The sequence below is a fragment of the Citrobacter sp. KH_055_1 genome, assembly GCF_057838705.1.
This window is the reverse complement of sequence record NZ_CM174473.1, coordinates 2851061-2875796: the sequence shown is the minus strand read 5'-3', so window position 1 is coordinate 2875796 and position 24736 is coordinate 2851061. Positions and strand designations below refer to the sequence as shown.

Annotated in this window: 29 protein-coding genes, 1 tRNA gene and 1 pseudogene; 11 read left to right on the top strand and 20 right to left on the bottom strand. The window is 51.9% G+C overall.

The features are described from left to right. Positions 1–18: 18 nt before the first annotated feature. Positions 19–570, top strand: a complete 552-nt coding sequence (locus AC3ITF_RS13625; RefSeq protein ID WP_053390079.1) for a recombinase family protein — start codon at positions 19–21, stop codon at positions 568–570. A 128-nt stretch (positions 571–698) separates the two neighbouring features. On the opposite strand, the pseudogene AC3ITF_RS13620 reads toward AC3ITF_RS13625, so the two are convergent. Continuing rightward, positions 699–842, bottom strand: a pseudogene (locus tag AC3ITF_RS13620) (DinI-like family protein); the annotation flags it as partial. Between the two features lie 269 nt (positions 843–1111). Between AC3ITF_RS13620 and AC3ITF_RS13615 the strand changes: the two are divergent. Together AC3ITF_RS13615 and AC3ITF_RS13610 are read left to right on the top strand one after the other, a co-directional pair. Continuing rightward, positions 1112–2671 (top strand): EAL domain-containing protein, encoded by a 1560-nt coding sequence (locus AC3ITF_RS13615; RefSeq protein WP_137399402.1) that lies wholly within the window; start codon positions 1112–1114, stop codon positions 2669–2671. A gap of 309 nt (positions 2672–2980) precedes the next feature. Further along, positions 2981–3103: transfer RNA gene (locus AC3ITF_RS13610), tRNA-OTHER, on the top strand. Positions 3104–3273: 170 nt separating this feature from the next. Here AC3ITF_RS13610 and ompC read toward each other — a convergent pair. Then, complete coding sequence (gene ompC / locus AC3ITF_RS13605; protein ID WP_117341893.1) at positions 3274–4449, bottom strand: porin OmpC; 1176 nt, start codon at positions 4447–4449, stop codon at positions 3274–3276. Positions 4450–4848: 399 nt separating this feature from the next. Between ompC and AC3ITF_RS13600 the strand changes: the two genes are divergently transcribed. The 3 genes from AC3ITF_RS13600 (at position 4849) to AC3ITF_RS13590 (ending at position 7496) form a co-directional block, all read left to right on the top strand. Continuing rightward, positions 4849–5544 carry a phosphohydrolase gene (locus tag AC3ITF_RS13600; RefSeq protein ID WP_115258839.1) on the top strand — a complete coding sequence of 232 codons (696 nt, stop codon included), beginning with the start codon at positions 4849–4851 and terminating at the stop codon, positions 5542–5544. Positions 5545–5617: 73 nt separating this feature from the next. Further along, positions 5618–7048 carry a DNA cytosine methyltransferase gene (locus AC3ITF_RS13595; RefSeq protein ID WP_181596855.1) on the top strand — a complete coding sequence of 477 codons (1431 nt, stop codon included), beginning with the start codon at positions 5618–5620 and terminating at the stop codon, positions 7046–7048. Further along, a complete protein-coding gene (locus AC3ITF_RS13590; RefSeq protein WP_096757526.1) occupies positions 7029–7496 on the top strand; it encodes a very short patch repair endonuclease in 468 nt (155 codons plus the stop codon). Before AC3ITF_RS13595 ends, AC3ITF_RS13590 begins: the two co-directional genes overlap by 20 nt. Here the strand turns inward: AC3ITF_RS13590 and yedA are convergent. After that, a complete protein-coding gene (gene yedA / locus AC3ITF_RS13585; protein ID WP_489175747.1) occupies positions 7488–8408 on the bottom strand; it encodes a drug/metabolite exporter YedA in 921 nt (306 codons plus the stop codon). The genes AC3ITF_RS13590 and yedA overlap by 9 nt on opposite strands. A gap of 177 nt (positions 8409–8585) precedes the next feature. On the opposite strand from yedA, the gene AC3ITF_RS13580 reads away from it, so the two are divergent. Beyond that, a complete protein-coding gene (locus AC3ITF_RS13580) occupies positions 8586–9497 on the top strand; it encodes a DUF808 domain-containing protein (RefSeq protein ID WP_115259966.1) in 912 nt (303 codons plus the stop codon). Positions 9498–9574: 77 nt separating this feature from the next. Continuing rightward, a complete protein-coding gene (locus AC3ITF_RS13575) occupies positions 9575–9754 on the top strand; it encodes a YodC family protein (RefSeq protein ID WP_170973029.1) in 180 nt (59 codons plus the stop codon). A gap of 206 nt (positions 9755–9960) precedes the next feature. On the opposite strand, the gene yodD is transcribed toward AC3ITF_RS13575, so the two are convergent. Next, positions 9961–10188, bottom strand: coding sequence for a YodD family peroxide/acid resistance protein (gene yodD, locus AC3ITF_RS13570; protein ID WP_096757522.1), 228 nt, complete (start codon positions 10186–10188; stop codon positions 9961–9963). 163 nt (positions 10189–10351) lie between these two features. Here yodD and dsrB point away from each other — a divergent pair, with 163 nt between their 5' ends. Continuing rightward, on the top strand, positions 10352–10540 hold the full coding sequence (gene dsrB, locus AC3ITF_RS13565; RefSeq protein WP_170974186.1) for a protein DsrB: 189 nt from the start codon (positions 10352–10354) through the stop codon (positions 10538–10540). Between the two features lie 55 nt (positions 10541–10595). On the opposite strand, the gene rcsA is transcribed toward dsrB, so the two are convergent. From rcsA to fliF, 14 genes are all read right to left on the bottom strand, one after another. Continuing rightward, a complete protein-coding gene (gene rcsA, locus AC3ITF_RS13560; protein WP_115258835.1) occupies positions 10596–11219 on the bottom strand; it encodes a transcriptional regulator RcsA in 624 nt (207 codons plus the stop codon). Positions 11220–11500: 281 nt separating this feature from the next. Beyond that, on the bottom strand, positions 11501–12295 hold the full coding sequence (gene fliR, locus AC3ITF_RS13555; RefSeq protein WP_115258834.1) for a flagellar biosynthetic protein FliR: 795 nt from the start codon (positions 12293–12295) through the stop codon (positions 11501–11503). Between the two features lie 8 nt (positions 12296–12303). Next, on the bottom strand, positions 12304–12573 hold the full coding sequence (gene fliQ / locus AC3ITF_RS13550; RefSeq protein ID WP_115258833.1) for a flagellar biosynthesis protein FliQ: 270 nt from the start codon (positions 12571–12573) through the stop codon (positions 12304–12306). 9 nt (positions 12574–12582) lie between these two features. Continuing rightward, on the bottom strand, positions 12583–13320 hold the full coding sequence (fliP, locus tag AC3ITF_RS13545) for a flagellar type III secretion system pore protein FliP (RefSeq protein ID WP_115258832.1): 738 nt from the start codon (positions 13318–13320) through the stop codon (positions 12583–12585). Continuing rightward, positions 13320–13697, bottom strand: a complete 378-nt coding sequence (fliO, locus tag AC3ITF_RS13540; RefSeq protein ID WP_181625221.1) for a flagellar biosynthetic protein FliO — start codon at positions 13695–13697, stop codon at positions 13320–13322. The genes fliP and fliO overlap by 1 nt, the downstream gene beginning before the upstream one ends. Then, entirely contained in the window at positions 13697–14110 is a 414-nt protein-coding gene (gene fliN, locus AC3ITF_RS13535) for a flagellar motor switch protein FliN (protein WP_096757515.1), read from the bottom strand. The genes fliO and fliN overlap by 1 nt, the downstream gene beginning before the upstream one ends. Beyond that, entirely contained in the window at positions 14107–15111 is a 1005-nt protein-coding gene (gene fliM / locus AC3ITF_RS13530) for a flagellar motor switch protein FliM (protein WP_115258830.1), read from the bottom strand. Before fliM ends, fliN begins: the two co-directional genes overlap by 4 nt. Positions 15112–15115: 4 nt before the next feature. Then, on the bottom strand, positions 15116–15583 hold the full coding sequence (gene fliL, locus AC3ITF_RS13525; RefSeq protein ID WP_115258829.1) for a flagellar basal body-associated protein FliL: 468 nt from the start codon (positions 15581–15583) through the stop codon (positions 15116–15118). A 104-nt stretch (positions 15584–15687) separates the two neighbouring features. Next, positions 15688–16902: a flagellar hook length control protein FliK gene (gene fliK, locus AC3ITF_RS13520; RefSeq protein WP_489175746.1), complete on the bottom strand. Its 1215-nt coding sequence runs from the start codon at positions 16900–16902 to the stop codon at positions 15688–15690. Continuing rightward, positions 16899–17342, bottom strand: a complete 444-nt coding sequence (gene fliJ / locus AC3ITF_RS13515; protein WP_115258827.1) for a flagellar export protein FliJ — start codon at positions 17340–17342, stop codon at positions 16899–16901. Before fliJ ends, fliK begins: the two co-directional genes overlap by 4 nt. 21 nt (positions 17343–17363) lie before the next feature. Further along, positions 17364–18734 (bottom strand): flagellar protein export ATPase FliI, encoded by a 1371-nt coding sequence (gene fliI, locus AC3ITF_RS13510; RefSeq protein WP_115258826.1) that lies wholly within the window; start codon positions 18732–18734, stop codon positions 17364–17366. After that, positions 18734–19441, bottom strand: coding sequence for a flagellar assembly protein FliH (fliH, locus tag AC3ITF_RS13505; RefSeq protein ID WP_115258825.1), 708 nt, complete (start codon positions 19439–19441; stop codon positions 18734–18736). Before fliH ends, fliI begins: the two co-directional genes overlap by 1 nt. Next, positions 19434–20429 (bottom strand): flagellar motor switch protein FliG, encoded by a 996-nt coding sequence (gene fliG / locus AC3ITF_RS13500; RefSeq protein ID WP_048211311.1) that lies wholly within the window; start codon positions 20427–20429, stop codon positions 19434–19436. The genes fliH and fliG overlap by 8 nt, the downstream gene beginning before the upstream one ends. After that, positions 20422–22092 (bottom strand): flagellar basal-body MS-ring/collar protein FliF, encoded by a 1671-nt coding sequence (gene fliF, locus AC3ITF_RS13495; RefSeq protein ID WP_489175745.1) that lies wholly within the window; start codon positions 22090–22092, stop codon positions 20422–20424. The genes fliG and fliF overlap by 8 nt, the downstream gene beginning before the upstream one ends. 216 nt (positions 22093–22308) lie before the next feature. On the opposite strand from fliF, the gene fliE reads away from it, so the two are divergent. Further along, positions 22309–22623: a flagellar hook-basal body complex protein FliE gene (gene fliE, locus AC3ITF_RS13490; protein WP_045444321.1), complete on the top strand. Its 315-nt coding sequence runs from the start codon at positions 22309–22311 to the stop codon at positions 22621–22623. A 54-nt stretch (positions 22624–22677) separates the two neighbouring features. Here the strand turns inward: fliE and yedF are convergent, their stop codons facing one another. Together yedF and yedE are read right to left on the bottom strand one after the other, a co-directional pair. Continuing rightward, on the bottom strand, positions 22678–22911 hold the full coding sequence (gene yedF / locus AC3ITF_RS13485; protein WP_000790504.1) for a sulfurtransferase-like selenium metabolism protein YedF: 234 nt from the start codon (positions 22909–22911) through the stop codon (positions 22678–22680). Beyond that, positions 22908–24113 (bottom strand): selenium metabolism membrane protein YedE/FdhT, encoded by a 1206-nt coding sequence (gene yedE / locus AC3ITF_RS13480; protein ID WP_115258823.1) that lies wholly within the window; start codon positions 24111–24113, stop codon positions 22908–22910. Before yedE ends, yedF begins: the two co-directional genes overlap by 4 nt. A gap of 185 nt (positions 24114–24298) precedes the next feature. Between yedE and yedD the strand changes: the two genes are divergently transcribed. Next, positions 24299–24712 (top strand): lipoprotein YedD, encoded by a 414-nt coding sequence (gene yedD / locus AC3ITF_RS13475; protein WP_096757505.1) that lies wholly within the window; start codon positions 24299–24301, stop codon positions 24710–24712. The last annotated feature ends 24 nt before the right edge of the window (positions 24713–24736 follow it).

Genomic DNA, 24736 nt, shown 5'->3' with positions numbered 1-24736 from the left:
TTAGCGAAGGGATTAATCATGCTGATAGGCTATGTACGGGTTTCAACAAATGACCAGAACACAGCATTGCAGAGAAACGCGCTTGAGTGTGCAGGATGTGAGCTGATATTCGAAGACAAGATAAGTGGAAAAACGTCAGACCGACCAGGCTTAAAAAAGGTGCTCAGAACATTATCAGAAGGTGACACGCTGGTGGTCTGGAAGCTGGATCGTCTCGGTCGTAGTATGCGGCATCTTGTCGTGTTGGTCGAAGAAATGAGGGAACGCGGCATAAACTTCCGTAGCCTGACCGACAGTATAGATACCTCCACACCGATGGGACGCTTTTTCTTTCATGTCATGGGAGCGCTTGCGGAGATGGAGAGAGAGCTTATTGTTGAGCGAACACGGGCTGGTTTAGCAGCTGCGCGCGAAGATGGTCGGATCGGCGGCAGACGGCCAAAGTTAACTGCTGAAGAGTGGGCTCAGGCTGGAAGGTTGATTGCTGCTGGAGAGTCACGAAAACGTGTGGCTATAATTTATGATGTAGGGGTGTCAACGCTATACAAAAAATTTCCTGCGCGGTGTTGAGAAGACGCCACCGCGTCGTCGTATGCAAGAACGGGCTGCGGCGGACTGGCGAACGTTCGATAGTGCGAGTATTGAATGATTGCCAGTCACGGCGGATTGTACTTAAGCAATATCAAGGTTCAAGGCGTTTAATCTGAAACCATCCACATATCAGCTTCTTCAAACATTTCCTGAACAGTACGGCTAATCTGTTCCTTCTCGTGCTTGCTGGTGTCAGTGTTGATCGCCGGCAGTGTCATCATCGGTTTTACCCAAGTACCAGTATCGGGAAAAGGCGCGGTTTCACACTTATTTCCCTTAGAATTACATCCTTTACATTAGACCTATGAATACAAGATGAAGTGCCACTTATTTGGCTAAAATGCAAACACAAATCTAACTTGGATGTGGTTTTGCGTTATTTTATAACGTTCTTTTCTAATAAAAAACATAAAGATATATTTGTTTTAGCCGATAATCTGTTTTAACTGTATGTATTTGATTCACGACAGATAGTAGAATGTATGTTGTTACATAGGGTCAGGCATATAAAGAGGTCGGTGTGAAGAATAACCACAATTTAAAACGAATTAAGCCTTATGTGATATCAATCACGTTTTCATTTTTTATTTTTTTCTCATTGTCTGAGATTTCAATGTATTATATATACAAGGAGAGGATTGCATCATATACAGAACGAGTTTTGAATAGAAGTGTTAGTCTCATTCAACAGATTGATAAAATAAATGATAGTTATGAAATATTTAATGCTTATAGTCCTTGTAGTGAACTACAACTTCATGCTCTAAGAGTGGCCTTATGGCCCTATGCTCTTATAAAAGATATATCATTTATTTCAAATGGTGCAGTCATATGTAGTGCTTTATGGGGAGTGTTGCCAGCACCATTGCTTCTCAATATCTATGATAGAAAAGTTGAAAAGGACAATGTAACTTGGTTTTTTGGTGTGTTACTGGAAAATAATGTAAAAGCTGATTTGCTAAGCAATCAAAAATTAGCCATAACGATTTCACCATTTGCATTTAATAGATTTGTTACAGACCATGAAGAGAAGGGGTTTTCTGCAATTGTAGGTGACAGAGATCATTCGCTTCATTTGTTCAAACTTGGTGAGCAGGTCGATCTTCTTGAAGAGGCTCAGCATGATAAATCCTACCAACTAGGACTTATTACCACGCAAAGCTGTAATAAAAATAATAATATCTGTGTCATGGGGGGAGTTAAATTTCCGTGGATGAGTTTCGATAGTTGGTTAACGATGTTGTTGATTTCCTTTACATCTATTGTAACTGGTGTTCTTCTGGGTGGTTTTTATAATCAAAGAGTTGCACGTAAGCAATCATTAGTTTCAAGATTAAAAAATGCGATAAGAAGCGAATCATTATATCTTGTGTATCAACCTATTTATAAAATAAAAACCGGAAAAATTGTTGGTGTGGAAGCACTAATTAGATGGGATGATCATGATATTGGTAGCATTCCTCCTGATATTTTTATCCCTATTGCAGAGAAGCATGGTTTAATCCAGGGGATAAGTGATTTTGTATTTCGAATGGTAGTAAAGCAAACCATGTCTCTTTCTGAGGAATTTGATATTTTTATAAGCATTAATGTTAGTTCTCAAGACCTTCTGTCGGAATCATTTCAAGAAAAAGTGTTTCAGATGATTGATGAATCAAATATAAAACCAGGTATGATAATGATGGAGTTAACAGAAAGGCAGAGCGCGGAAATAAATTCCCTCCAAAAGGTTATTTCTTTATTTAATAATAAAGGTATATCAATAGCTATTGATGATTTCGGGACTGGTCATTCAAATTTAAACTGGCTATCAAATTTACAAATAGATGAAATTAAAATTGATAAGTCAATTACAGATTCTATCGATGAATGCTCTATAAATAATAATGTATTGTCAGGGTTGGTGGAGATTTTTAAAGATATAACTCACAAAGTCGTTTTCGAAGGTGTAGAAACATCAACTCAGGTGAAATATTTAACTGAAATGTTCCCTGAGTGCGGTGTCCAAGGGTGGTATTACTCAAAGCCACTATCTATAGATAAATTGACAAAATTAGTCGAGGATGCCAATTTGCCTTAACATTTAACACTTTATTTTCATTGTTTTCGCATTCTATATAACACGTGTAACCGCGAGCTATATAAATTTAACTGCAGAAGGATTTTGATATCTTGCCGCATTCAATCTGCGAGTTGGTTCAAAATTGTATGTAATGTCATGTTCGGCTTCATCAGAGAGCTGGCCGAGTTAGGCTTCACGCGTCATTGACTGGGAATATCTTCCACACAGTCTCACCTCTAGGTTGTACTTTGAACTATAGGTTTTAGCTCAGAAAGTGTTGGTATATTAAGTATGGATAAACGCGTAACTAGTTGAATTTTATGAAGTGGAAATATTGTGGATATACCAGCAAGAAAAGTTAAGTTATTGAAAATATTACTAATGAAATCGGTCTCGAAAACCGGAGTAGGGGCAACTCTACCGGGGGTTCAAATCCCCCTCTCTCCGCCACTATTCAAGCACTTGCAGGCCTTGCTTTCAACGACAGTTCTCACCGATGTTTTTTTCTTTGAATATCCTCACAAGTTTGTCTCTGTATTGCGCGCCTGGCGCGAAAATACGCTTCGTATAAACAAAAAGCCCGCTTCATATGAAGCGGGCTTGCTGCGTATTGAGCAGAATTAGAACTGGTAGACTAAACCAAGGGCAACGATGTCATCAGTTGCGATGCCATTACTTGCATAGAAGTTGTCGTCTTCGTCCAGCAGGTTGATTTTGTAATCAACATAGGTGGACATGTTTTTGTTGAAGTAGTAAGTCACGCCAACATCCACATATTTGACCAGATCTTTGTCGGTGTAACGAGGGGTGCCATTGCTATTGTGATCCCAGCCGCCTAAGTCAACACCTTTAGATTGCAGGAAGGAAACCGCAGGACGCAAACCAAAGTCGAACTGGTACTGAGCGGTTACTTCAAAGTTCTGGGTTTTGTTGGCAATACCGCCTTCTAATCCATCTCCTTTACCATATGCAGTCATATTGCGAGTTTCAGCATACATGGCCGCCAGGTAAATGTTATTAGCGTCATATTTTGCACCGATGGTCCACGCATCAGCGGTTTCACCGCCAGCATAGCTATTGGCATGACTACTGTCGCCACGGCCACGTGCAACCTGGTTGTCAGTACGATCGGAACTGGAATATGCAGCACCCAGGCTTAAACCGAAGTCGAAATCGTAAGAGGTGGACATACCGAAACCGTCGCCATTTTCACGCGCCAATTTACGGTTCTCACCATTGCCGGTACCTTCGCCGGAGCCCGCGCTTTCGTTGTTACCTTGATACTGCAGAGCAAAGTTCAGACCTTCTACCTGACCAAAGAAACCTTTGTTACGGTAGGTTGCCACGCCGTTGGTGCGGCCGGTCATATATACGTCGGTCTGAGTGTAGGTATCGCCACCAAATTCTGGCAGCATATCGGTCCAGGCTTCTACGTCGTAGACCACGCCGTAATTACGGCCGTAGTCGAAGGTACCGTTTTCACCAAAGCCTAAGCCGGCAAAGCCCAGACGAGTCCAGGAGTTTGCGCCTTCGCCTTCAGCATTGTTGGCCATAACCTGATATTCCCACTGACCGTAGCCGGTGAGCATATCGTTAATCTGGGTTTCGCCTTTAAAGCCCAGACGCGCATAGGTCTGATCGCCGTCGCTGCCAGCGTCATCAGAAAAATAACGCAGGCCATCGACTTTGCCGTACAGATCCAGTTTGTTGCCATCTTTATTATAGATTTCTGCCGCATTTGCTGCGCCTGCAGCTAATAATGCCGGGAGAAGAAGTGCCAGAGCTTTTCTTTTCATTATGTATTCCCTTATGATAATAATTGATGTGAATATGTAGTTCTATCCAAAAGACTACGTTTTGATACTATTCTATGAAGTTCATTTATTTTAAAATATAACGTGTAACAAATCTATTTAAAAGATTTCAAAATATTTCTGTTTGGATTTTTGTTATTTATTTAATATGTTTGCGTGTTTCATATTTACCATATAAATGATTTATTTATCATCAGGTTATGAGTTTTGTGTTAATTATATTGAATTTTGATTTTATATAAATTTAATATGTTTATGTTGATTGTATTTATAATTTGTAGATTCTGGTCCTGGCCCATAATGATTAATCATTTGATGTTATAGAATGGGTGGGTTAATTTATACGGTGTATATATGGCCGTAGCGCTCGCGAGGAATAGCATGGATTTACAGTACTGGCAGTCGCAATTTGAAGCATGGTTACGTGAAAATCACCTTGGGCAGGATGCAGCCCATGACATCTTTCATTTTCGTCGTGTGTGGATGACGTCACAACAGCTGGGTGCTGATGCAACCATCGACTGGCTGGTGGTGCTGACAGCCTGCTATTTTCATGACCTTATCAGCTTGCCGAAAAACCATCCTGACCGACATCGCTCGTCGGTACTGGCGGCGCAGGAAACCTGCCGCGTATTGACGCAGTTTTTCCCCACATTTCCAGAAGACCGGCTGCCGGCGGTAAGTCATGCCATTGAAGCACACAGTTTTAGCGCAAAAATTTCGCCAACCACGATCGAGGCCAAAATTGTTCAGGATGCTGACAGACTTGAGGCGTTGGGGGCCATTGGCTTAGCTCGCGTATTTGCGGTTTCTGGCGCGCTGGGGGTGGCCCTGTTTGATGCGGAAGACCCTTTTGCACAACGGCGCGAGCTCAACGACAAGCAGTATGCACTCGATCATTTCCAGACCAAATTATTGCAACTGCCGATGACGATGCAAACGGCACAGGGACGGTATTTAGCGCAGCATAACGCTGATTTTTTGCTGACCTATATGGCGAAATTAAGCGCCGAGTTAAAAGGGGAGTATGAGGAGCTGGATCTCACCGCGATTCAGCCCTTTAAGGCGCATCGGTAGCCTGCACAGCTGAAACGTAAACACCTCTGTTTTATGTTAACCTGTCGCTAATCCATTTTGGCCGGTTAAATGTATGCAGGATAATTTTTCAGTAACAGGCACCATAAACCTGATGACAGAGGATACCGGGATCGCCGTGCAGGTGATGTTGGCTAAGCTGCTTGAGATTTACGACGTGAAAACGCTGGTGGCTCACCTTAATGGCGTCGGTGAGCATCACTGGAGCCCGGCCATCTTTAAACGTGTGGTTGCGAACGAGACATGGCACCGCCTGAGCGATCGTGAATATTCCCACCTGAAGACCTTGCTACCGACGCCGCCGGTGCATCATCCGCAGTATGCTTTTCGTTTTATCGATCTTTTCGCCGGAATTGGCGGTATTCGCCGCGGCTTCGAAGCGATCGGTGGACAGTGCGTGTTTACCAGCGAGTGGAACAAGCATGCGGTGCGGACTTACAAAGCGAATTACTATTGCGATCCTGACCAGCACCATTTTAATGAAGATATTCGCGATATTACGTTAAGCCATCGTGCCGGGGTGAGCGATGAGGAGGCGGCTGAACATATCCGCCAGCATGTCCCTCAGCATGATGTGCTGCTGGCCGGCTTTCCCTGTCAGCCGTTTTCGCTGGCAGGCGTCTCCAAGAAAAATGCCTTAGGTCGTGCGCACGGTTTTGCCTGTGATACGCAAGGTACGCTATTTTTCGACGTGGTCAGAATCATTGATGCCCGCCGTCCGGCAATCTTTGTGCTGGAAAACGTCAAAAATCTGAAGAGCCATGACCAGGGGAAAACGTTTCGCATCATTATGCAAACGCTGGATGAGTTAGGGTATGACGTGGCGGATGCGGCGGAAAACGGGCCGGACGATCCTAAAATTATCGATGGAAAACACTTTTTACCGCAGCATCGCGAACGTATTGTCCTCGTGGGCTTTCGACGCGATCTGAATCTTAAAAATGACTTTACGCTACGGGATATTGTCACCCGCTACCCGCAGCGGCGTATTACGCTGGCCGAGCTGCTTGAACCGACCGTTGACGTGAAATACATCCTGACGCCGGTGTTGTGGAAATATTTATATCGCTACGCGAAAAAGCATCAGGCGCGGGGGAACGGCTTTGGCTACGGCATGGTATATCCTGGCAATCCGCACAGCGTAACGCGCACGTTATCTGCGCGCTATTACAAGGACGGGGCAGAAATATTAATCGACCGTGGCTGGGATATGGCGCTGGGTGAACAGGATTTTGACGATCCGCACAACCAGTTGCACCGACCACGTAGACTTACACCTCGAGAGTGCGCGCGCCTGATGGGATTTGAGTCGCCTCAGGGTTATCAGTTCCGTATTCCGGTGTCTGATACCCAGGCCTATCGCCAGTTCGGCAATTCGGTGGTGGTCCCGGCATTTGCGGCGGTAGCCCGACTGCTGGAGCCAAAAATCAAACAGGCCGTCGCGCTGCGTGAGAAAGAGAGTCTGCATGGCAGACGTTCACGATAAGGCCACGCGCAGTAAAAATATGCGGGCAATCGCGACCCGCGATACGGCGATTGAGAAACGTCTGGCCAGCGTATTGACGGAGCAGGGGGTAACGTTTCGCGTGCAGGATGCGGCGTTACCTGGCCGCCCTGATTTTGTGGTGGATGACTATCAGTGTGTTATTTTTACCCATGGTTGTTTCTGGCATCACCACGAGTGTTATTTATTTAAGACCCCTGCGACGCGCACGCAATTCTGGCTGGCTAAAATAGGCAAAAACGTCGAACGCGATGCGCGGGATCGCGAGAGACTGCAGGCACTTGGCTGGCGGGTACTCATTATCTGGGAGTGCGCCATACGAGGGCGAAAAAAACTCAGCGATGAGGCGCTGTCCGAGCGCGTGGTCGAGTGGATCTGCAGCGGTGGCGCTACCGCGCAGATCGACACCCAGGGTATTCATTTACTGTAACGACTTTTCCGACGGTGCGGCGACCGCGTCTGCTTTGACCGGGAACAGGTATTTACCCAGCGTCACCAGCACCACGGCAAAAACAATCACTCCGAGTGCCAGCCACTCGATGAACGCCAGGCTTTCACCTCCCAGACCGGTACCTAATAAGACGGCAACAACCGGGTTGACGTAGGCATAGCTGGTTGCCAGCGCCGGGCTCACGTTACGGATCAGGTACATATATGCGTTGATGGCGATAATGGAGCCGAACAGCGCCAGGTAAGCGACCGCCAAAAACCCAGAAAAAGATGGCATTGTAGTCAGCTTTTCCCCGGAGATAAGCGAGGCCCCCATCAGCACGATACCGGCGGCGAGCATTTCAATTGCCCCAGCCATCATACCCACGGGTAAGGTAATGCGGGAACCGTACACGGAACCGAATGCCCAGCTCATTGAGCCAATCAGGATCAACACTGCACCCCAGGGGTTGCCACTCAAATTCCCGCCGCTGTTAAGCATAATGATCCCGGCCAGTCCGATAGCGATGCCCATCCACTCCAGCTTGCGGGTTTTAATGCCAAAGAAATAGCTGAAGCACAGCGTAAACAGTGGGACGGTGGCGACCACCACGGCAGCGATGCCGGAAGGGACGTTCTGGTGTTCGGCGACGGTGACCAACCCATTTCCCACTGCCAGCAGCAGAATACCGATCAGTGCGGCATTGAGCAGCGGGCGTAATGGCGGCAGTTTGTGGCCGCGCAGAAGTAAAAATGCGGTTAACAAAATCCCCGCAGACAGAAAACGCACGCCGGCCATCATGAGCGGCGGCCAGCTCTCAACGCCAATGCGGATAACGAAGTAGGTGGAACCCCAAATGATGTACAGCGCGAACAGCGCACTGAAAAGCGGTAACAATTGCCTGAAACGCATAATCCCTCACGGTGGAAATAAAAAGGCGCAACATAGTAAACGTCAAAACTATCGTGCTGGCGAGATTTATAATTGCCCGTTGTTGTTAAAAATTTGTTGACCATAAAGGTGAGTTTCAGCATCACGTTTTTTACTTCATACTAATGACGGAAAAAAATAATATTGAGGGTGAAAATTTTGGCAGGAAGTAGCTTACTGACCTTACTCGATGACATCGCCACGCTGCTTGACGATGTCTCCATGATGGGAAAATTGGCCGCAAAAAAAACCGCGGGCGTTCTGGGAGATGACCTGTCGCTTAACGCGCAGCAGGTATCGGGCGTACGGGCAAACCGTGAACTTCCGGTCGTCTGGAGCGTGGCAAAAGGATCTTTCGTCAACAAAGTTATTCTTGTGCCGTTGGCGTTACTGATCAGTGCCTTTATTCCCTGGGCGATTACCCCGTTATTAATGATTGGTGGGGCGTTCCTCTGTTTTGAAGGCGTGGAAAAAGTCCTGCATACGCTGCAGGCGCGCAAACATCAGGAAACGCCGGAAGAACGCCAGCAGCGTCTGGCAGAGCTGGCGGCGCAGGACCCACTGACCTTTGAGAAAGATAAAATCAAAGGGGCCGTACGTACCGATTTTATTTTATCTGCGGAGATTGTGGCGATTACGCTGGGAATTGTGGCCGATGCGCCGTTGCTCAATCAGGTTCTGGTGCTGTCAGGGATCGCTTTAGCGGTGACCGTTGGCGTATACGGCCTGGTTGGCATTATCGTCAAGTTGGACGACATCGGCTTCTGGCTGGCTGAAAAGCGCAGCGCGGTCGCTCAGGCGCTGGGTAAAGGCTTGCTGGTGGTGGCGCCCTGGCTGATGAAAACGCTGTCGGTGGTAGGAACTCTGGCGATGTTTTTGGTAGGGGGCGGCATTGTCGTCCATGGGATCGCGCCGTTGCATCATGCGATCGAGCAGTTCGCCCAGCAACAGAATTCATTCATTTCAATGATGATTCCGACCCTGTTAAACCTTGTATTGGGCTTTATCATTGGTGGCATTGTGGTACTGCTGGTGAAAATGGTGGCAAAACTGCGCGGTGTTTCACACTAATTTTTGTTTACCTGATTATGCAAAAAGGCTGCTTGTCGTCTAAGGTGAAAAGGTTTCTCTTGATACAGGAGGCAGGTATGGTCTTTTCTGTCAGTGAGGAAGTCACCGTGAAACAGGGTGGCCCACGCATGATTGTCACCGGATACGCTAGCGGCATGGTCGAGTGTCGCTGGTACGATGGCTTTGGCGTCAAACGGGAAGCATTCCGTGAAGATGAACTGACGTCCGGTAAAGGGCAACAACGGCAGGATGCCTGAACATTACGTTCAGGCGTAAGTGAGTGATCTCTCAACCATTAGTTATATTTATCATTTTGGTGAGAATTATTTACTTGTCAGGCAAAAAAATTGTAGATAAGGTTGGCCTCACATCAGATTTCCTGGTGTAACGAATTTTCAAGTGCTTCTTGCATAAGCAAGCTTGATCCCGACCCACTGAGGGCCGGGATTTTTTTCGCCTGAAGTCAGCGATTGATCTCCGTCACGCTAAAATCGTGGATATCCAACTCAAACGCTTCGGCTAACTCATGCCATGTATGGTAATCACGACCGTCAACACTGACGCGATCCGGGTCATCGCGGCTGCGATGAATCTCGCTCTCGCAGATTTCGTTGATTGCCTCCAGCAGCGCGTCTACATCAACGCTGACCTCACGTTTGGCCGTCTCGCTGTACTCTTTCGCGGTTTTCATTCACCTACCTCTCAACCGTTACGGATACCGGGTGTATGCAGCAAAATCGCTGACGCACACTTTCTAAGTATAGACCGTCGAGAAAACCCGCAATCGCGCGCGCCAGGCGCTGCCAGAAAATAGAATTTGTTCTACACTGGCACAAAGCCACAGGAGGAAAATGATGAAGGTGAATGATCGGGTTACAGTCAAAACGGACGGCGGTCCTCGTCGGCCTGGCCGGGTACTGGCAATCGAGGAGTTTAGTGAAGGCACCATGTACCTGGTTTCGCTGGAAGACTACCCGCTCGGTATCTGGTTCTTTAACGAGTCAGGTCATCAGGATGGTATTTTTGTGGAGAAGGTAGACTAATCATACCGCTTGTGTCTTGATGCTGACTGGTGACATTCCCACCAGTCAGCACATACTAGCGCATATTCACAAAGATACCGTTGGTGACGTTATCGGTGAGTCGAACGACGTGATAGATCACCTGTTTATTATGCGTTTTGATCTTTCGTTTTATATTCCCCTTATGGGATGAGACGGTTTTTGCTTTGATATTCATTTGATCGGAAATCTGAATGGTTCCCTGACCCTCCATCCACATGCGTAACATGCTGGACTCGGTGCGGCTTAATGACAGTGTCGGCAGATTGACATCGACAACAATATCCGCATCCTTTTTAAGAATATCGCCAAGCAATTCGTCCAGTGAATCCGGTTTAATCGACTTTGAGCTGATTAATAAATTTTTTCTGACCAGGAGATATTCATCAAAATGGACGTTGGCAATAGCCATAAATACGATAAATAATGTACTGGGATGCTGATTAATGATCTGCTTTATTTGCTGACTGTTAGCCGGATCGTGGATGAAACAGTCTTCATTAATAAACACCACAGCAGGTTGATGTGCGTCACAGGCGATACTGAGTTCGTCAACGGTTGAAATACCGTTGATTTCCTTTTTTTTCACCCCCCGGCTTACCAGATACCCGGTCAACCCTAACCGGGTGTAACTGCATAAATCCATAATAATCGTTGACATGGCATACCCTCACTCAATGCGTAACGATAATTCCCCTTACCTGATTATTTCTGCACAACTAAACGGAATAATAACAACCCAAGATGACGCTTTTACTGCTTGTTTTCAGGCGGATTTACTATCCCGTAAAGTTGCGTATAATTTGCCAGGAAACTTCTTAAAGTAAAGTAAATGTTGCGTTCTGTGAGTAAGGCAAAAACAAATAAGCCGCGGCAGCGTTATCCTGGTAGATGTGGTCTATTTTTTAATTTCGGACAATCCTTAGTAAAACAGGATAAATACTATGGGTTATTATTTGTGGGCATTTCACTGATGATATCGGCAAGTAAATTAAAAATTTCGCTGAATAATCGTTCGCAGAATGGGGCAATTAATGGCATTAATGCGGCCATTAAAGAAATACCTACCGTCAGGGTCAGCGGAAAGCCAATGACAAAAACGGAGAGCTGGGGAGCCATACGATTTAACAATCCGAGCGCGAGGTTGAGCGTGAGCAGCAGCGTCATCACCGGCAGCGCCAGCATCAGCCCGTTGAGAAATATTAAGCTGCCCGCGCGAGCAAGGGCGAGGAAGGCATTACTGTTTACCGGGTGACCGCCGATCGGCAGGGTATGAAACGTGTCTACCAGCAGTGAGATCAACCATAGGTGACCGTTAAAGGTCAAAAACAGCAGCATGGCAAGTAAATCCATCAGTCGTGCCAGCACGGGCATGTTCAGTCGACTGCCGGGGTCAAAGAATGTGGCGAAAGAAAGCCCCATTTGCAGGCCAATTAACTCACCGGCCGTACGCACAGCAGCAAATGCAAATTGCATGGTGAAGCCTAACGCAATACCGATCAGGATTTGCTGCATCGCCAACCATAATGCTGCGATGGAGAAAATTGGCACGTCATTGGCAGGTAGGGACGGGGCGATAACCACCGTTATCATCAGGCCCAACCCCAGCTTTACCCGCTTAGGTATCGCACGCTCACTGAGGATCGGTGCCGTAGAAATGAGTGCCAATACACGCAGCAGTGGCCAGAAATACAGGTTCAACCAGTAAAGCCATTGATCGCTCGTCACCTGCAGCATGGCGGCGTCTACCCGATGATATAGGGGATATTGCTGAACAGCGTACGCACATAGTCCAGCAACAGGTTAAGCATCCACGGCCCGGCCACAATAATAGCGACAAAGACCGCGACAATTTTCGGAATGAACGATAGCGTCATTTCGTTAATTTGGGTTGCCGCCTGCAGGATGCTGATAATCAGCCCCGTCACCAGTGCAACCAGTAACAACGGTGCGGCGAGGGCAAGAGCAACTTTCATCGCCTCGGTGCCCATCATCATGACCGATTCAGGTGTCATTTCGCGCCTCTAACTGTAAAAACTTTGCGCCAGCGAACCGACAAGCAGTTGCCAGCCGTCAACCAGCACAAACAGCATCAGCTTAAACGGCAGCGCGATGGTGGCGGGCGGTACCATCATCATCCCGAGTGCCATCAATACGCTGGCGATCACCAGGTCGATTATCAGGAAAGGAATGAAAATCGTAAAACCTATCTGGAAGGCGGTTTTCAGTTCGCTGGTGACATAGGCTGGCAGCAGAATTCGCATCGGCACTGCTTCCGGTCCCTGCAACGGTCCGCTGTTTGCCAGACGCGCAAACAGTGCCAGATCGGCTTCGCGGGTCTGGCGCAACATAAACTCACGCAGCGGCTGTGCGCCTTTCTCTATCGCTTCCTGCATGGAGATCTTCTCTTCGCTGAACGGCTGATATGCGTCAACGTAGATTTTGTCGATCACCGGGGACATGATGAAAAAAGTCAAAAATAGCGCCAGTCCAAGTAACACCTGGTTTGGCGGGGCGGACGGTGTTCCCAGCGCGTTACGTAACAGACCGAAAACGATGATGATGCGGGTGAAGCTGGTCATCATCAGCAAAATGGCGGGCAGGAACGTCAGCGAGGTGATAAATACCAGTGTTTGTACCGGTAACGTCCAGCTTTGTCCGCCGCCGGGCAGTGGCTGGCTAACCAGACCGGGAAGCTGGGCCGCGGCCACTGGGCTAAACAACCACAAGCCGAGCAGCGTGAGGGATAACAAACGGCGCATCAGGATCTCCCAGGACGCTTAAGCAAACTCTTCATCATGGACTGGAAATCCGCCGGGGGGGCCGGGTTCTCGTCGGGCACCAAGGACGTAGGGGGCAGGGTATGCAGCACGTTAATCTGCGATGCGGTCACACCCAGCACCAGACGTGCGTCCTCAACCTCAACAATTACCACCCGTTCGCGCGGTCCCAATGAGGTGCTGGCCGTGACTTTCAGTCCGCGTGTACCGGCCCCTTTCGGGGCAAAACCCAGGCGTTTAATGACCCAGGCCGCGGCGAGGATCAACAGGATTATGCCCAGCAGCGCGCCGCTGACCTGCACCAGCGGTGAGCCGGGAACGGCGGCGGGCTGAGAGACGGTAGCCTGGGTGTTCATCATTAACGGCTCAGGCGGCGCATACGTTCAGACGGCGTAATAATGTCAGTGATACGCACGCCGTATTTATCTGCGACGACAACCACTTCGCCCTGAGCAATCAGGTAACCGTTGATCAGAATATCCAGCGGCTCGCCCGCCAGACCGTCCAGTGCGACGACGGAGCCTTGCGTCAGGCGCAACAGCTCTTTGATGGTCATGCGAGTGCGGCCCAGTTCGACGGTCAGCTTGACCGGAATGTCCATGATCAGGTCGATGTCCTGCAGTGTACCGCTGACGTCCCCGCCGCCTAACTGCTGGAATACCGCATCTACCGAACTTTTAGCCGTGGTCGTTGTTTGCTCGTTTAACGCGTCAGCCCACAGATCGTCCAATGCACCAGTGTTCTCATCGGACGGATTATTCATGTCACTCATTTGGGCTGTTCCTCATTCAGCGAATTCAAAATCGGGTTGATCAAATGTTCTACGCGTAACGCATACTGACCGTTTACGGTGCCATATTGGCTGGTCAGCACAGGCACGCCGTCCACATGAGCAATAATGCGGTCGGGTTTTTCAATCGGCAGCACATCGCCGGGTTTGAGCTTTAAAATCTGCGACAGACGCAGCGGAATGTCGGCAAAGTTCGCCACCAGCTCCAGCTCTGAATGCTGAACCTGACGCACCAGGTTATTACGCCAGTTCTGATCCTCGTTGCGCGAGTTTTCCAGCGGCGGGTTAACCAGCAGCTCGCGCAACGGTTCAATCATGCTGAAGGGCAGACAGATGTTAAATTCACCGGTCAGGTTGCCAATTTCAACGTGGAACGGCGTGTTCACCACAATGTCGTTTGGTGAGGTGGTGATATTGGTAAATTTCACCTGCATTTCCGAGCGCACGTACTCCACTTCCAGCGGATTGATCGCTTTCCAGGCGTCGCTGTAGCTTTCCAGCGCCAGCTTCAGCATGCGGTTGATCACGCGCTGCTCGGTATGCGTAAATTCGCGACCTTCCACCTTCGTCGGGAAGCGTCCATCACCGCCAAACAGGTTATCGACGGCGATAAACACCAGACTCGGCGAGAACACCACCAGGCCCGTACCGCGGAGCGGTTTCAGGTGGATCAAGTTCAGGTTGGTTGGTACCGGTAAGTTACGCGCAAACTCGTGATACGGCTGGATGCGGATCGCGCCCACGGTAATATCCGGGCTACGGCGCAACAGGTTAAATAATCCCATCCGGAACTGGCGCGCGAAGCGTTCGTTGATGATCTCCAGCGCTTGCAAACGCTCGCGAACAACGCGGCGTTGGGTGTTGGGATCGTACGGACGAATATTGCTTTCGTTTGCAATACCGGAAATAGGTTCGTCTTTGGTGTCGCTATCGCCGTTAAGCAATGCGTCAATTTCAGCCTGAGAAAGAATACTGTCGCCCATGTCTTTACCGCAGAATAAAAGCTGTATAAAGAACGTCGGTGACAACCTGTTTCGGCTGCCCGACAACGAGCGGAGTCGCGAGCGTCTCTTTGATGGCGGCGATCAACTGCTGTTTACCTTGCTCGGTGGCGAGCGTGGCGGCATTCTGACGCGAAAACAGCAGCAGCAGGCGGCTGCGTACTTCCGGCAGATATTCGCTCAGACGCGCGCGCGTCGCTTCGTCTTTCATACGCAGCGTGACCCCGATATACAGCACGCGATCCGCATCACCCAGATTGACGGTAAATGTATCCAGCGCAAAAAACACCGGGGCTGGCGGTGGGGCCGGTTCCGCGCTAACGCTGGCGGACGGCTGCTGCTGCATACGCCAGTAGCTATACCCCGCAGTTGCGCAGGCGGCGAGGGTAATTAACACCAGCAGAGGGATCCAAATAGCGCGTTTACTCTTTTTGTTAATCGCGGAGTCAGTCATCAGATACGGGCTTCCTGTTTCGGTACAGCTTATGGGCTGATTATCCCGTGTCCTGTCCCCGACAAAGCGTGGAAAAGACGCGGATAATCATGCTACCTCTGGCGTTAGGCGAAGATGTCTACTGCGCCGTCACCGCGCGCGGCGGCTTGCAGCGAGGCCGGGGCGGCCAGAGCGGCGTCATCTTCGCTGGTAAAAATGTCTTGTCCCTGAGTGCGTCCCGCCTGTTGCTGCTGAGCAGAAGACTGCTGCTGGCCAGCGAAGCTTTCGCTGCTGATGCTGCTTTGCCCCAGTTGGATCCCACTTTCAGCCAGCTGAGTCCGCAGCATCGGCAACGCGGCTTCCAGCGCGGCACGTACGTGGCTATGTGGTGACACCATTTGCAATTGCGCCTGGTTGTCATCCAGCTTGAGGGAGATTTGCACCTGGCCCAGGTCCTGTGGATGTAAGCGCAGTTCCGCGCTTTGTTGTCCCTGACGGGTGAACAGCGTGACGTGCTGACTTAGCGATTGCTGCCATTCGTGGCTACCCAGCGGGGCGCTCAGCACCGGTGCGGCTGCAGGGAGCGGCTGCGCGTGCGTTTGCGCCCCAGCCGGTGGCGTAATTGCCGCGCCAACGCTTACCAGGGTCGGAGTGCTTTCCATCTCTGCGTGGGCGGTTGCCGCCGCCGTCTGTGGGGTTAAAGTAGGATTACGTGTCTGGTCAACGCCAGCGGCGTGCATCGCGCCATCCGCTTTGCCTTTTTTCACCTCACCCGAAGTCAGTTCGACGCGGTTATCCGCCGCCCCGCCGGACGAATTGCCGCGCAACAGTGTGGCCAGGGTGGAGTCTGCCGGGGCAGATGCGGTTTCACCGACGGGCGTGGTGATGGGCTGGCCCGGCAGCATCGCAAATAGCGCGCTCAGGTTCGCCAGATCCTCATCGCTGAGCGTGGTGGTCTTATCATCGTGTGGCGCGGCTTTGCCTGTCGCCGTCAGGGCATTCACCTTCAGCGACGGCGTGAGTGCCGACAGCAATTGCTGGGCATCGGTCAGGTCGGCAAGTGTCGCGTCCGTGATCCCGCCTTTTTGTGCCAGCAGATCCGTAATTTTCGCCGCCTGGCCGTTATCGCCCTGTGCTTGCAGCAACCCTTTTTGCAGTTTGCCACCCGCAGCCTGAAGATCGGCCAGCGACAGCGGGGCATCTTTTCCCTGCGCGTCGCCCGCGCCTAATGCGCCAGCCAGTAGGGCTAAAAAATTCTCGGGTGAATCAACCGCCTTTCCTGATTGAAGCCCTGCGGTGACGTCGGTGTCGGTAGTAATCAGTTGGGGTAACGTAATCATTCGGGTTTCCTCATAGCTGCGCGCTGAGCAAATTCATCCATTTTTTTCTGATCCAGGCGGTTTTCAGCCAGTAAAGCCGCCGTGGTCTGTCGGTCCTGTAGAGTTTTCCAGGCCTGCAGTCGTTGTTTTTTATCGCGCCAGCTGCTCAGCGCCAGGTCAACTTTCTGCGTCCACTGATTCAGCTGTTGGCGATGCTGGTCTATTGCTTTTTCCAGCGTCTGAATAAATTGCTGGTAGTTGATCCAGCGGTTACTGGTGATCCCCTGACCCATATCGCTATTAAGATTGGTGCGATACTCGTGCTGGTAGTCGATCAGCATCTTTAACTGTTCTTCTGCCTGCTGACAGCCGCGCCGCATTTCGCCTAATAAGATAGCGGCGTCATCGACCTCTTTTTCAGCCAGATCTTTTAGTGTTGCCAGTGCACCATGTTGTGCCATGACCTATGCTCTCCTGCTTAATCACACCCCAGGGAAAATCAGATCCAGCGCCTGCAGGGAATCTTCCCAGTCGGCCCGTTCAAAGATCCCTTGCTGTAAAAATGCCTCCAGCTGCGGCCATAAGGTGATGGCTTTATCCAGCATCGGGTCGCTGCCTTTTGCATATGCGCCCACGCTGACTAAATCACGGTTACGCTGGAAACTGGACAGCAGCTGTTTAAAATTACGCACCCGCGCATAGTGTTTTTCGCTGATGAGCGAGGTCATTGCACGGCTGATTGAGGCTTCGATATCAATGGCCGGATAATGACCCGCCTCCGCCAGGTGACGGGACAGCACGATGTGTCCGTCTAGGATCGCACGAGCGGAATCGGCAATCGGATCCTGCTGGTCATCGCCCTCGGTCAGCACGGTATAAAATGCGGTAACCGAACCGCCGCCGTGAATACCGTTCCCGGCACGTTCCACCAGCGCCGGTAATTTGGCGAACACCGAGGGCGGATAGCCTTTGGTGGCGGGCGGTTCACCGATAGCCAGCGCGATTTCACGCTGTGCCATCGCGTAGCGGGTGAGGGAGTCCATAATCAGCAGGACGTGCTGCCCGCGATCGCGAAAATCTTCGGCAATACGCGTGGCATAGGCGGCGCCCTGCATACGTAATAATGGGGAGACGTCCGCAGGGGCGGCAATCACCACCGAGCGTGCGCGACCGTCGGCACCGAGAATATTTTCGATAAAATCTTTTACTTCACGACCACGTTCGCCAATCAGCCCAACGACAATGACATCGGCTTGGGTATAGCGCGCCATCATGCCGAGCAGGACGCTTTTACCCACACCGGAACCGGCGAACAGGCCCATACGCTGGCCGCGACCGACGGTAAGCAGCGCATTGATGGGCCGCACACCGGTATCCAGCACGTGCTCAATGGCGGTACGTTGTAGCGGGTTAAACGGTGGTGTAATTAACGCCCCGGTTTCCGTGGTGTCGGGCGCAGGCAGACCGTCGAGGGGTTTTCCGCTGCCGTCGAGCACGCGCCCAAGCAGGGCGGGGCCCAGCGGCAACTGCTTGCCACTTTGCAGGCCTTCACCGGCAATGTTTTTTGCGTAAACACGTGCGCCAGGCAGAACGCCTTCGACTTCTTCGAGCGGCATCAAAAACAGACGCTGGCCGTTAAAACCGACCACTTCGCTTTCGACTTCCTGAGTGTCGTTGCCGTTTTGACGCTCAATCACGCAGGTGGCGCCCAGCGGCAGCTGTAAGCCCGTGGCTTCCAGCACCAGGCCGGTGGCGCGGGTCAAACGCCCGTAGCGTCGTACCGACGGTAGCAGCGACATTTTCTCTTCGAAGTTATCCAGCGAGGTGAGCCAGCGGGTCAGACGGGTGGTCATTACACGACTCCCGGTGCGGCCAGACGGCAGAGTTCCTGCCAGCGCGTAGCGACGCTGGCATCCAAATCGCCTTCGTCGGCCGAGACTTTACACCCGCCATGATGCAGGGTTGGGTCGCCGCGCAGTCGCCAGCCGTGCAGGCTGAGGGTGGCGCCGAGCATCTCTTCCACGCGTTGGAGATCGTCCGGATGCACACGCAGTTGGGGTTTGCCGCTAAACAGCGGTTCCTGCTGCAGCAGCTGTTGGATTTGTTTAATCAGCGCGGCGTTATCGACGATCGGCGTCTGGCCAATCACCTGACGAGCGGCTTCCAGCGCCATTTGCATCAGGCGCGAGGCAATCACGCTGTCCAGCGCATCCAGCGTATTTTGAAACTCGCTCACCAGTTGCTGCATGCGGGCGTGAATCGGCGCATGCTGCGCCCGGGCCTGCGTCTGACCTTGCTCCAGCCCCTGCGCTAACCCATCCTGATAACCCTGCTCATGGCCTTTTTGCCGACCTTCAGCCAGGCCGGCGTTATAGCCTTGTTCATGCGCCTGCAACTGCAGTTGTGCCAGCTTTTGTTCAAGCTGTTGTTCAGCGGACAGCTGTGGTTCTTCTGTGTCGTCCGTCGGCAAGGGGCTGCTGTCATCGGCCAGCACGAACGCCGCCATCGGTGGCGCGAGGTCGTCCGGGGTCCAGACTTTCCACGGCAGGTCGTTAGACATAGGTATCCTCGCCGCTGCCGATCACCATCTCGCCGGTTTCCGCCAGGCGACGCACAATCAGCAGAATCGCTTTCTGTTCGTTTTCTACCTGCGACAGACGTACCGGACCACGGTTGGCGAGGTCGTCGCGCAGAATATCGGCGGCACGTTGCGACATATTGCGCAGGAACTTCTCGCGCAGCGGCTGTTCGGCACCTTTCAGGGCGATCAGCAGCGACTCGGAATCCACTTCCTGCAGCAGGCGCTGGATACTGCGGTCGTCGACGTCCACCAGGTTTTCGAACAGGAACATCTCGTCGATAATTTTCTGTGCCAGTTCGCCGTCGAATTCGCGCACGGCGGTAATGACCGCTTCTTCCTGCTGCGTTTTCATCAGGTTGATAATCTCTGCTGCCGTTCTCACGCCGCCCATTTTGCTGCGCTTCAGGTTCTGGCCGTCGAGCAGGCCGTTCAGCACTTCGGTCAGCTCCGCCAGCGCGGCCGGCTGCACGCCGCCGAAGGTGGCAATACGTAACATCACATCGTGGCGTAAACGCTCGTCGAACAGCGCCAGAATATCGGCCGCCTGGCCCCGTTTGAGGTGTACCAGAATGGTGGCGATGATCTGCGGGTGCTCGTCGCGAATAAGGTCGGCGGCGCTTTGCGGCTCCATAAAGTTGAGCGTTTCGATGCCGCTGGTGGTATCGCGGGTTTCCAGAATATCTTCCAGCAGGCTGGAGGCGCGCTCTTCACCCAGCGCTTTCACCAGCACCGAGCGCAGATATTCGTTGGCGTTAATGTTCAGCGCCGCAAACTGCTCGGCTTCTTGTTCAAACTCGGCCAGCACCTCGGTGAGTTGCTTGTTGGAAATCTGGCGCACGTTGGCCATCGCCGTACTGAGGGCCTGCACTTCACGCGTGGAAAGATGTTTAAACACCTCCGCCGCGCGATCTTCGCCAATGGTCATCAGTAAAATGACGCTTTTATCGGTGCCGCTAAGATTACTCATGTTCGTTATTCATCCACTGGCGGATGACCAGCGCCACAACGCGCGGATCGTTATCTGACATTTCACGAATACGCTGGCTCATGACTTCTGCGCCCAAGCGCTGGTTCGTACGACGCTGCTGGGTCTGCTCGTCTTTGCTGAGACGAACTTCTACCGCTTCTTCGGTTTCCTGACGAACGCGCGTTTGTTCCTGCGCGACTTTCGCCTCTTCGCTACGGCGGACCAGTTGCGGACGAACGGCTTTACGCCACAGTATCCAGGCCACCAGCAGTACCAGTAACCAGCGTCCGGCAATCATCAACTGCTCAATAAAGGACTGCTGTTGCCAGAATGGCAGCTCGCCGCCCGCGTCGTCGGTTGCCGTGAAGGGTGAGTTCACCACGTTCAGGGTATCGCCGCGCTTGTCGGAGAAGCCCATGGCTTCGCGGGTCAGATCCTCAATTTGCTTCATCTGATCGGCGCTCAGCGGCAGCGGTTTACCGTCCGGCAAGGTTTTATAGTTGATCACCACCGCCACGGAGAGACGCTGCACGTCGCCGACGTTCATTTTGGTATGACGAATGGTGCGGTCGACTTCATAGTTGCTGGTTTCATTGCGCTGAGTACTACGTGGGCCGGCATTCGCGTTATTGGCTGTCTGCGTGGTTTGCGCATTTTGCTGATTAGCCGGTGGTGTATTGATAGGCGCAGTATTCGCCGGTGCAGGCTGATTCGACAGGGCGCCCGGTACGCCGCCCGGTGCGCCGCTTCCTATCTGCTCGCTGACGTTGAGCTGGCGCGAACGCAGTACAGCCTGCGATTCATCACCATTCGGGCTGTACTGTTCTTCGGTTTGCTCTTTATTGGCAAAATCCAGCTGTGCGGTGACCTGCGCGTGGACGTTACCGTTACCGACGATCGGTGACAGGATCGATTCGATACGACGCTGAACGCGGCCTTCGACGTCGCTGGCGTATTTCAGCTGCGCATCGTTCAGGTCACGGCTGCTGGTGTTCGACTGGGTTAACAGATGACCGGCCTGATCGACCAGCGTGACGTTACCCGGCGGTAAACCGGCCACGGCGCTGGAGACCAGATGGGTAACCGCACTAATTTGACCTTCATCCAGCGCCCGACCCGGTTCCAGATTTACGGTAACGGAGGCGGAAGGGGATTTTTGCTCACGGACGAATAATGAAGGTTTCGGCATGGCCAGATGGACGCGGGCGCGTTTAACCGGTCCGAGCGTTTCAATGGTGCGGGCCAGTTCGCCTTCCAGTGCACGCTGGTAATTCACCTGTTCGCTAAACTGGCTGATACCAAACTTTTCCTGGTCCAGCAGTTCAAAGCCCACCGCGCCGCCTTTCGGCAGACCTTGCTGGGCTAGACGCAAACGCAGTTCATGTACTTTATCCGCGGGAACTTCGATGGCGCCGCTTCCCTCGGTGAAACGATAGGGCACGTTCATCTGCGTCAGTTGGGTGACGATGGCGCCCCCGTCCTGATCGGAGAGGTTGCTGAACAGCGTGCGGTAATCTGGCGCTTTGGCCCACAGGACCATCGCTACGACGATCGCGACGGCAGCCGCGCCCGCCACAATCAGAGGGATTCTGGGATTCGCACGCAGGCGATTTAACCACTCGAGAGGTTTCAGTGGGGTTGCAGTCGATGCTGTCGCACTCATCTCGCACCTCGTGGATTATCGTGGACGGCGTTTTTTGCAAAGTGGAACAAGACTCACTCCCGGGTCAGCAAACTCGAAAAATTGACCGTCACATTATTTGCGGTTTTAAATTTTTCTATGCGCCAAAAACCGGGGGTTTTTATCGTTATTTAGCGCCTTTATCTTATTGACGAGCTGGTAATCTCTGCTACGTAAAAAATCATCCAGGGGATCAGAATGTCGGCAATACAGGGGATTGAAGGGGTCATCAGCCAGCTACAGGCCACGGCGACGTCAGCAAAGATGCAGGATATGCAGCCACAACCGACCGTGAGCTTTGCCGGTCAGCTGCATGCGGCGTTGGACCGCATCAGTGATGTGCAAACCGCATCTCGCGTGCAGGCAGAAAAATTTACCCTGGGTGAGCCGGGCATTGCGCTGAATGATGTGATGACCGATATGCAAAAAGCCTCGGTCTCTATGCAGATGGGGATTCAGGTGCGTAACAAGCTGGTGTCGGCGTATCAGGAAGTGATGTCGATGCAGGTGTAGGGACAACGTGCAGAAAATGTAGGCCGGATAAGCGCAACGCTATCCGGCGAACTGTTACTTCTGAATCAAATAACGAATGGTTGGCCCATCCTGCTGAATATCCAGCACCGTATAACCGTGATTACGCGCATCCAGCGGAATATTATTGATCGACTGCGGGCAGTCACTCACCACTTCCAGAATTTCACCTTTCTTCAGCTGCGGCATCGCTTCCAGCGTGGCGACAGCCGGGTAGGGACACGGTTCACCCACCATGTCCAGACGGTAATCAGGGACGATATTTTTCATGCGGATTCCTTAGCAGGTGTTAGCCCTGCACGGCGGAAGAAACGTTTTTCCCAGCCAATGATGAGCATCAGTGCGGCAAACAACAGCAGATAGGTCACCAGCAGGCCGCCGAGCGGACCGAAGGTGTTGAGCAGGTTCACTTTATCCCAGCTGGTGGCAAGCGCCGGGGCGAAGTCATCCCAGTAGTAGGCCAGGATGGTCGAGCCGATTACGTTGCCCAGACCGACCCACCAGTAATGCACCTGGCCTTCCACCGCGCGGTACATCCAGCCGGTTTCACACCCGCCCGCCAGCACGATGCCGAAGCCAAACAGCAAGCCGCCGATCACCGCGTTGGGACCGGCCCACATGATCTTCGCCTCCACGCCCAGTTGCACATAGCTGAAGATCCCGATGGCGCTGACCGCCATGCCGAAGATAATGGCTTTTGCCATATGGGTGCGCCCGGAAATCCACAGATCGCGAAATGCCGAGGTAAAACAGATTTGCGCCCGTTCAATCAACAGACCGAATCCCACGCCGAACAGCATGGCTAACCCGAGCTTGGGTTTATCCATGGCGGTGAGCAGCGCCCAGCCGATCATGCCGATAAACACCAGCATGCCGAGGCGAAAACGCCGACGCGCCTGCTCTGGTTTTTGCGTCAGCGGCGAGGCGGCAGAGACTTTCTGCATTTTGACCGGAATACGGAACATCGGCAGCAGGGTGAAGCGTGCGCCAAACCATGAGCCAATTGCGGTGGCCAGCGCAAAGAACCACGCATGCAGGGAGAACTGTGGGATCCCGGTAAAGAACGCCGCGAGGTTACAGCCCATCGCCAGACGCGCGCCGAAACCGGCGATCATCCCGCCGATAATGGCTTGCATAATGCGCACCCGGCTACGTGGCATACGTAGTTTCACGTTGTTGGCCCACAGTGCCGCCGCAAAGCAGCCGCCGAACATGCCGAGGATCATCATGCCGTCGATGCGGGTCAGCGGGGAGCCTTCGAGGTGGATCAGTTTGTAGTAACCCCACTCTTCGGCGTGAACGCCAAACAGCTGCAGGACTTGACCGCCCCAGCGAGTAAATTCGCCGGTTACCGCCCAGAAGGTTCCCGTAATGCCGAAATAGTAAGTGGAGAGAATACCCGCCGCGATGACCGCAGGGGCAGGGGCCCAAAATTTAATTAACCAGGCCTGTTTGAAGTGTTGCCATGACATGCGTTTTGCCTCTGAACTCAGAAGGTATGTAACAAGAAGTGTGGATATTACACCGATCCACATTTTTGCCTATCAGTAATAAGAAGTAATCCCGACGGGATCAATCTTTATCCGCCGCCGCGAAAGGCTGGCGACATCAGGGGTTTAATGCCACAATCCCCTTTTCTTCGCATGCAGGATGAATGATGAAAAAATTAGCAATCGTTGGTGCATTTCTGCTTCTTAGCGGATGCGCCGAAGTTGAAAATTATAACGAAGTGGTAAAAACGCCCGCGCCCGCCGGTCTGGAAGGCTACTGGCAGTCGAAAGGTCCGCAGCGCAAGCTGGTGAGTCCGGAAGCTATCGCCTCGCTGGTGGTGACCAAAGAGGGCGATACGCTGGATTGTCGCCAGTGGCAGCGGGTGATTGCGCTACCGGGGAAACTGACGATGCTCTCCGGCGATCTCACCAACGTGACGGTGAAGCGTGAGCTGTATGAGATTGAGCGCGAAGGTAATACGCTGGAATATGACGGGATGACGCTGCAACGGGTCGATCGCCCAACGCAGGAATGCGCCGAAGTGTTACAGAAAACGCCGTTGGCGACGCCGCTGCCGTAAGCGTTAAACCCCGGTAGCCCGCTG

Coding starts and splice junctions, on each gene's coding strand:
- AC3ITF_RS13625 (WP_053390079.1), top strand. CDS start 19: ATGCTGATAGGCTATGTACGGGTTTCAACAAATGACCAGAACACAGCA.
- ompC (WP_117341893.1), bottom strand. CDS start 4,449: ATGAAAAGAAAAGCTCTGGCACTTCTTCTCCCGGCATTATTAGCTGCA.
- AC3ITF_RS13600 (WP_115258839.1), top strand. CDS start 4,849: ATGGATTTACAGTACTGGCAGTCGCAATTTGAAGCATGGTTACGTGAA.
- AC3ITF_RS13595 (WP_181596855.1), top strand. CDS start 5,618: ATGCAGGATAATTTTTCAGTAACAGGCACCATAAACCTGATGACAGAG.
- AC3ITF_RS13590 (WP_096757526.1), top strand. CDS start 7,029: ATGGCAGACGTTCACGATAAGGCCACGCGCAGTAAAAATATGCGGGCA.
- yedA (WP_489175747.1), bottom strand. CDS start 8,408: ATGCGTTTCAGGCAATTGTTACCGCTTTTCAGTGCGCTGTTCGCGCTG.
- AC3ITF_RS13575 (WP_170973029.1), top strand. CDS start 9,575: ATGGTCTTTTCTGTCAGTGAGGAAGTCACCGTGAAACAGGGTGGCCCA.
- yodD (WP_096757522.1), bottom strand. CDS start 10,188: ATGAAAACCGCGAAAGAGTACAGCGAGACGGCCAAACGTGAGGTCAGC.
- dsrB (WP_170974186.1), top strand. CDS start 10,352: ATGAAGGTGAATGATCGGGTTACAGTCAAAACGGACGGCGGTCCTCGT.
- rcsA (WP_115258835.1), bottom strand. CDS start 11,219: ATGTCAACGATTATTATGGATTTATGCAGTTACACCCGGTTAGGGTTG.
- fliR (WP_115258834.1), bottom strand. CDS start 12,295: ATGCTGCAGGTGACGAGCGATCAATGGCTTTACTGGTTGAACCTGTAT.
- fliQ (WP_115258833.1), bottom strand. CDS start 12,573: ATGACACCTGAATCGGTCATGATGATGGGCACCGAGGCGATGAAAGTT.
- fliP (WP_115258832.1), bottom strand. CDS start 13,320: ATGCGCCGTTTGTTATCCCTCACGCTGCTCGGCTTGTGGTTGTTTAGC.
- fliO (WP_181625221.1), bottom strand. CDS start 13,697: ATGATGAACACCCAGGCTACCGTCTCTCAGCCCGCCGCCGTTCCCGGC.
- fliN (WP_096757515.1), bottom strand. CDS start 14,110: ATGAGTGACATGAATAATCCGTCCGATGAGAACACTGGTGCATTGGAC.
- fliM (WP_115258830.1), bottom strand. CDS start 15,111: ATGGGCGACAGTATTCTTTCTCAGGCTGAAATTGACGCATTGCTTAAC.
- fliL (WP_115258829.1), bottom strand. CDS start 15,583: ATGACTGACTCCGCGATTAACAAAAAGAGTAAACGCGCTATTTGGATC.
- fliK (WP_489175746.1), bottom strand. CDS start 16,902: ATGATTACGTTACCCCAACTGATTACTACCGACACCGACGTCACCGCA.
- fliJ (WP_115258827.1), bottom strand. CDS start 17,342: ATGGCACAACATGGTGCACTGGCAACACTAAAAGATCTGGCTGAAAAA.
- fliI (WP_115258826.1), bottom strand. CDS start 18,734: ATGACCACCCGTCTGACCCGCTGGCTCACCTCGCTGGATAACTTCGAA.
- fliH (WP_115258825.1), bottom strand. CDS start 19,441: ATGTCTAACGACCTGCCGTGGAAAGTCTGGACCCCGGACGACCTCGCG.
- fliG (WP_048211311.1), bottom strand. CDS start 20,429: ATGAGTAATCTTAGCGGCACCGATAAAAGCGTCATTTTACTGATGACC.
- fliF (WP_489175745.1), bottom strand. CDS start 22,092: ATGAGTGCGACAGCATCGACTGCAACCCCACTGAAACCTCTCGAGTGG.
- fliE (WP_045444321.1), top strand. CDS start 22,309: ATGTCGGCAATACAGGGGATTGAAGGGGTCATCAGCCAGCTACAGGCC.
- yedF (WP_000790504.1), bottom strand. CDS start 22,911: ATGAAAAATATCGTCCCTGATTACCGTCTGGACATGGTGGGTGAACCG.
- yedE (WP_115258823.1), bottom strand. CDS start 24,113: ATGTCATGGCAACACTTCAAACAGGCCTGGTTAATTAAATTTTGGGCC.
- yedD (WP_096757505.1), top strand. CDS start 24,299: ATGAAAAAATTAGCAATCGTTGGTGCATTTCTGCTTCTTAGCGGATGC.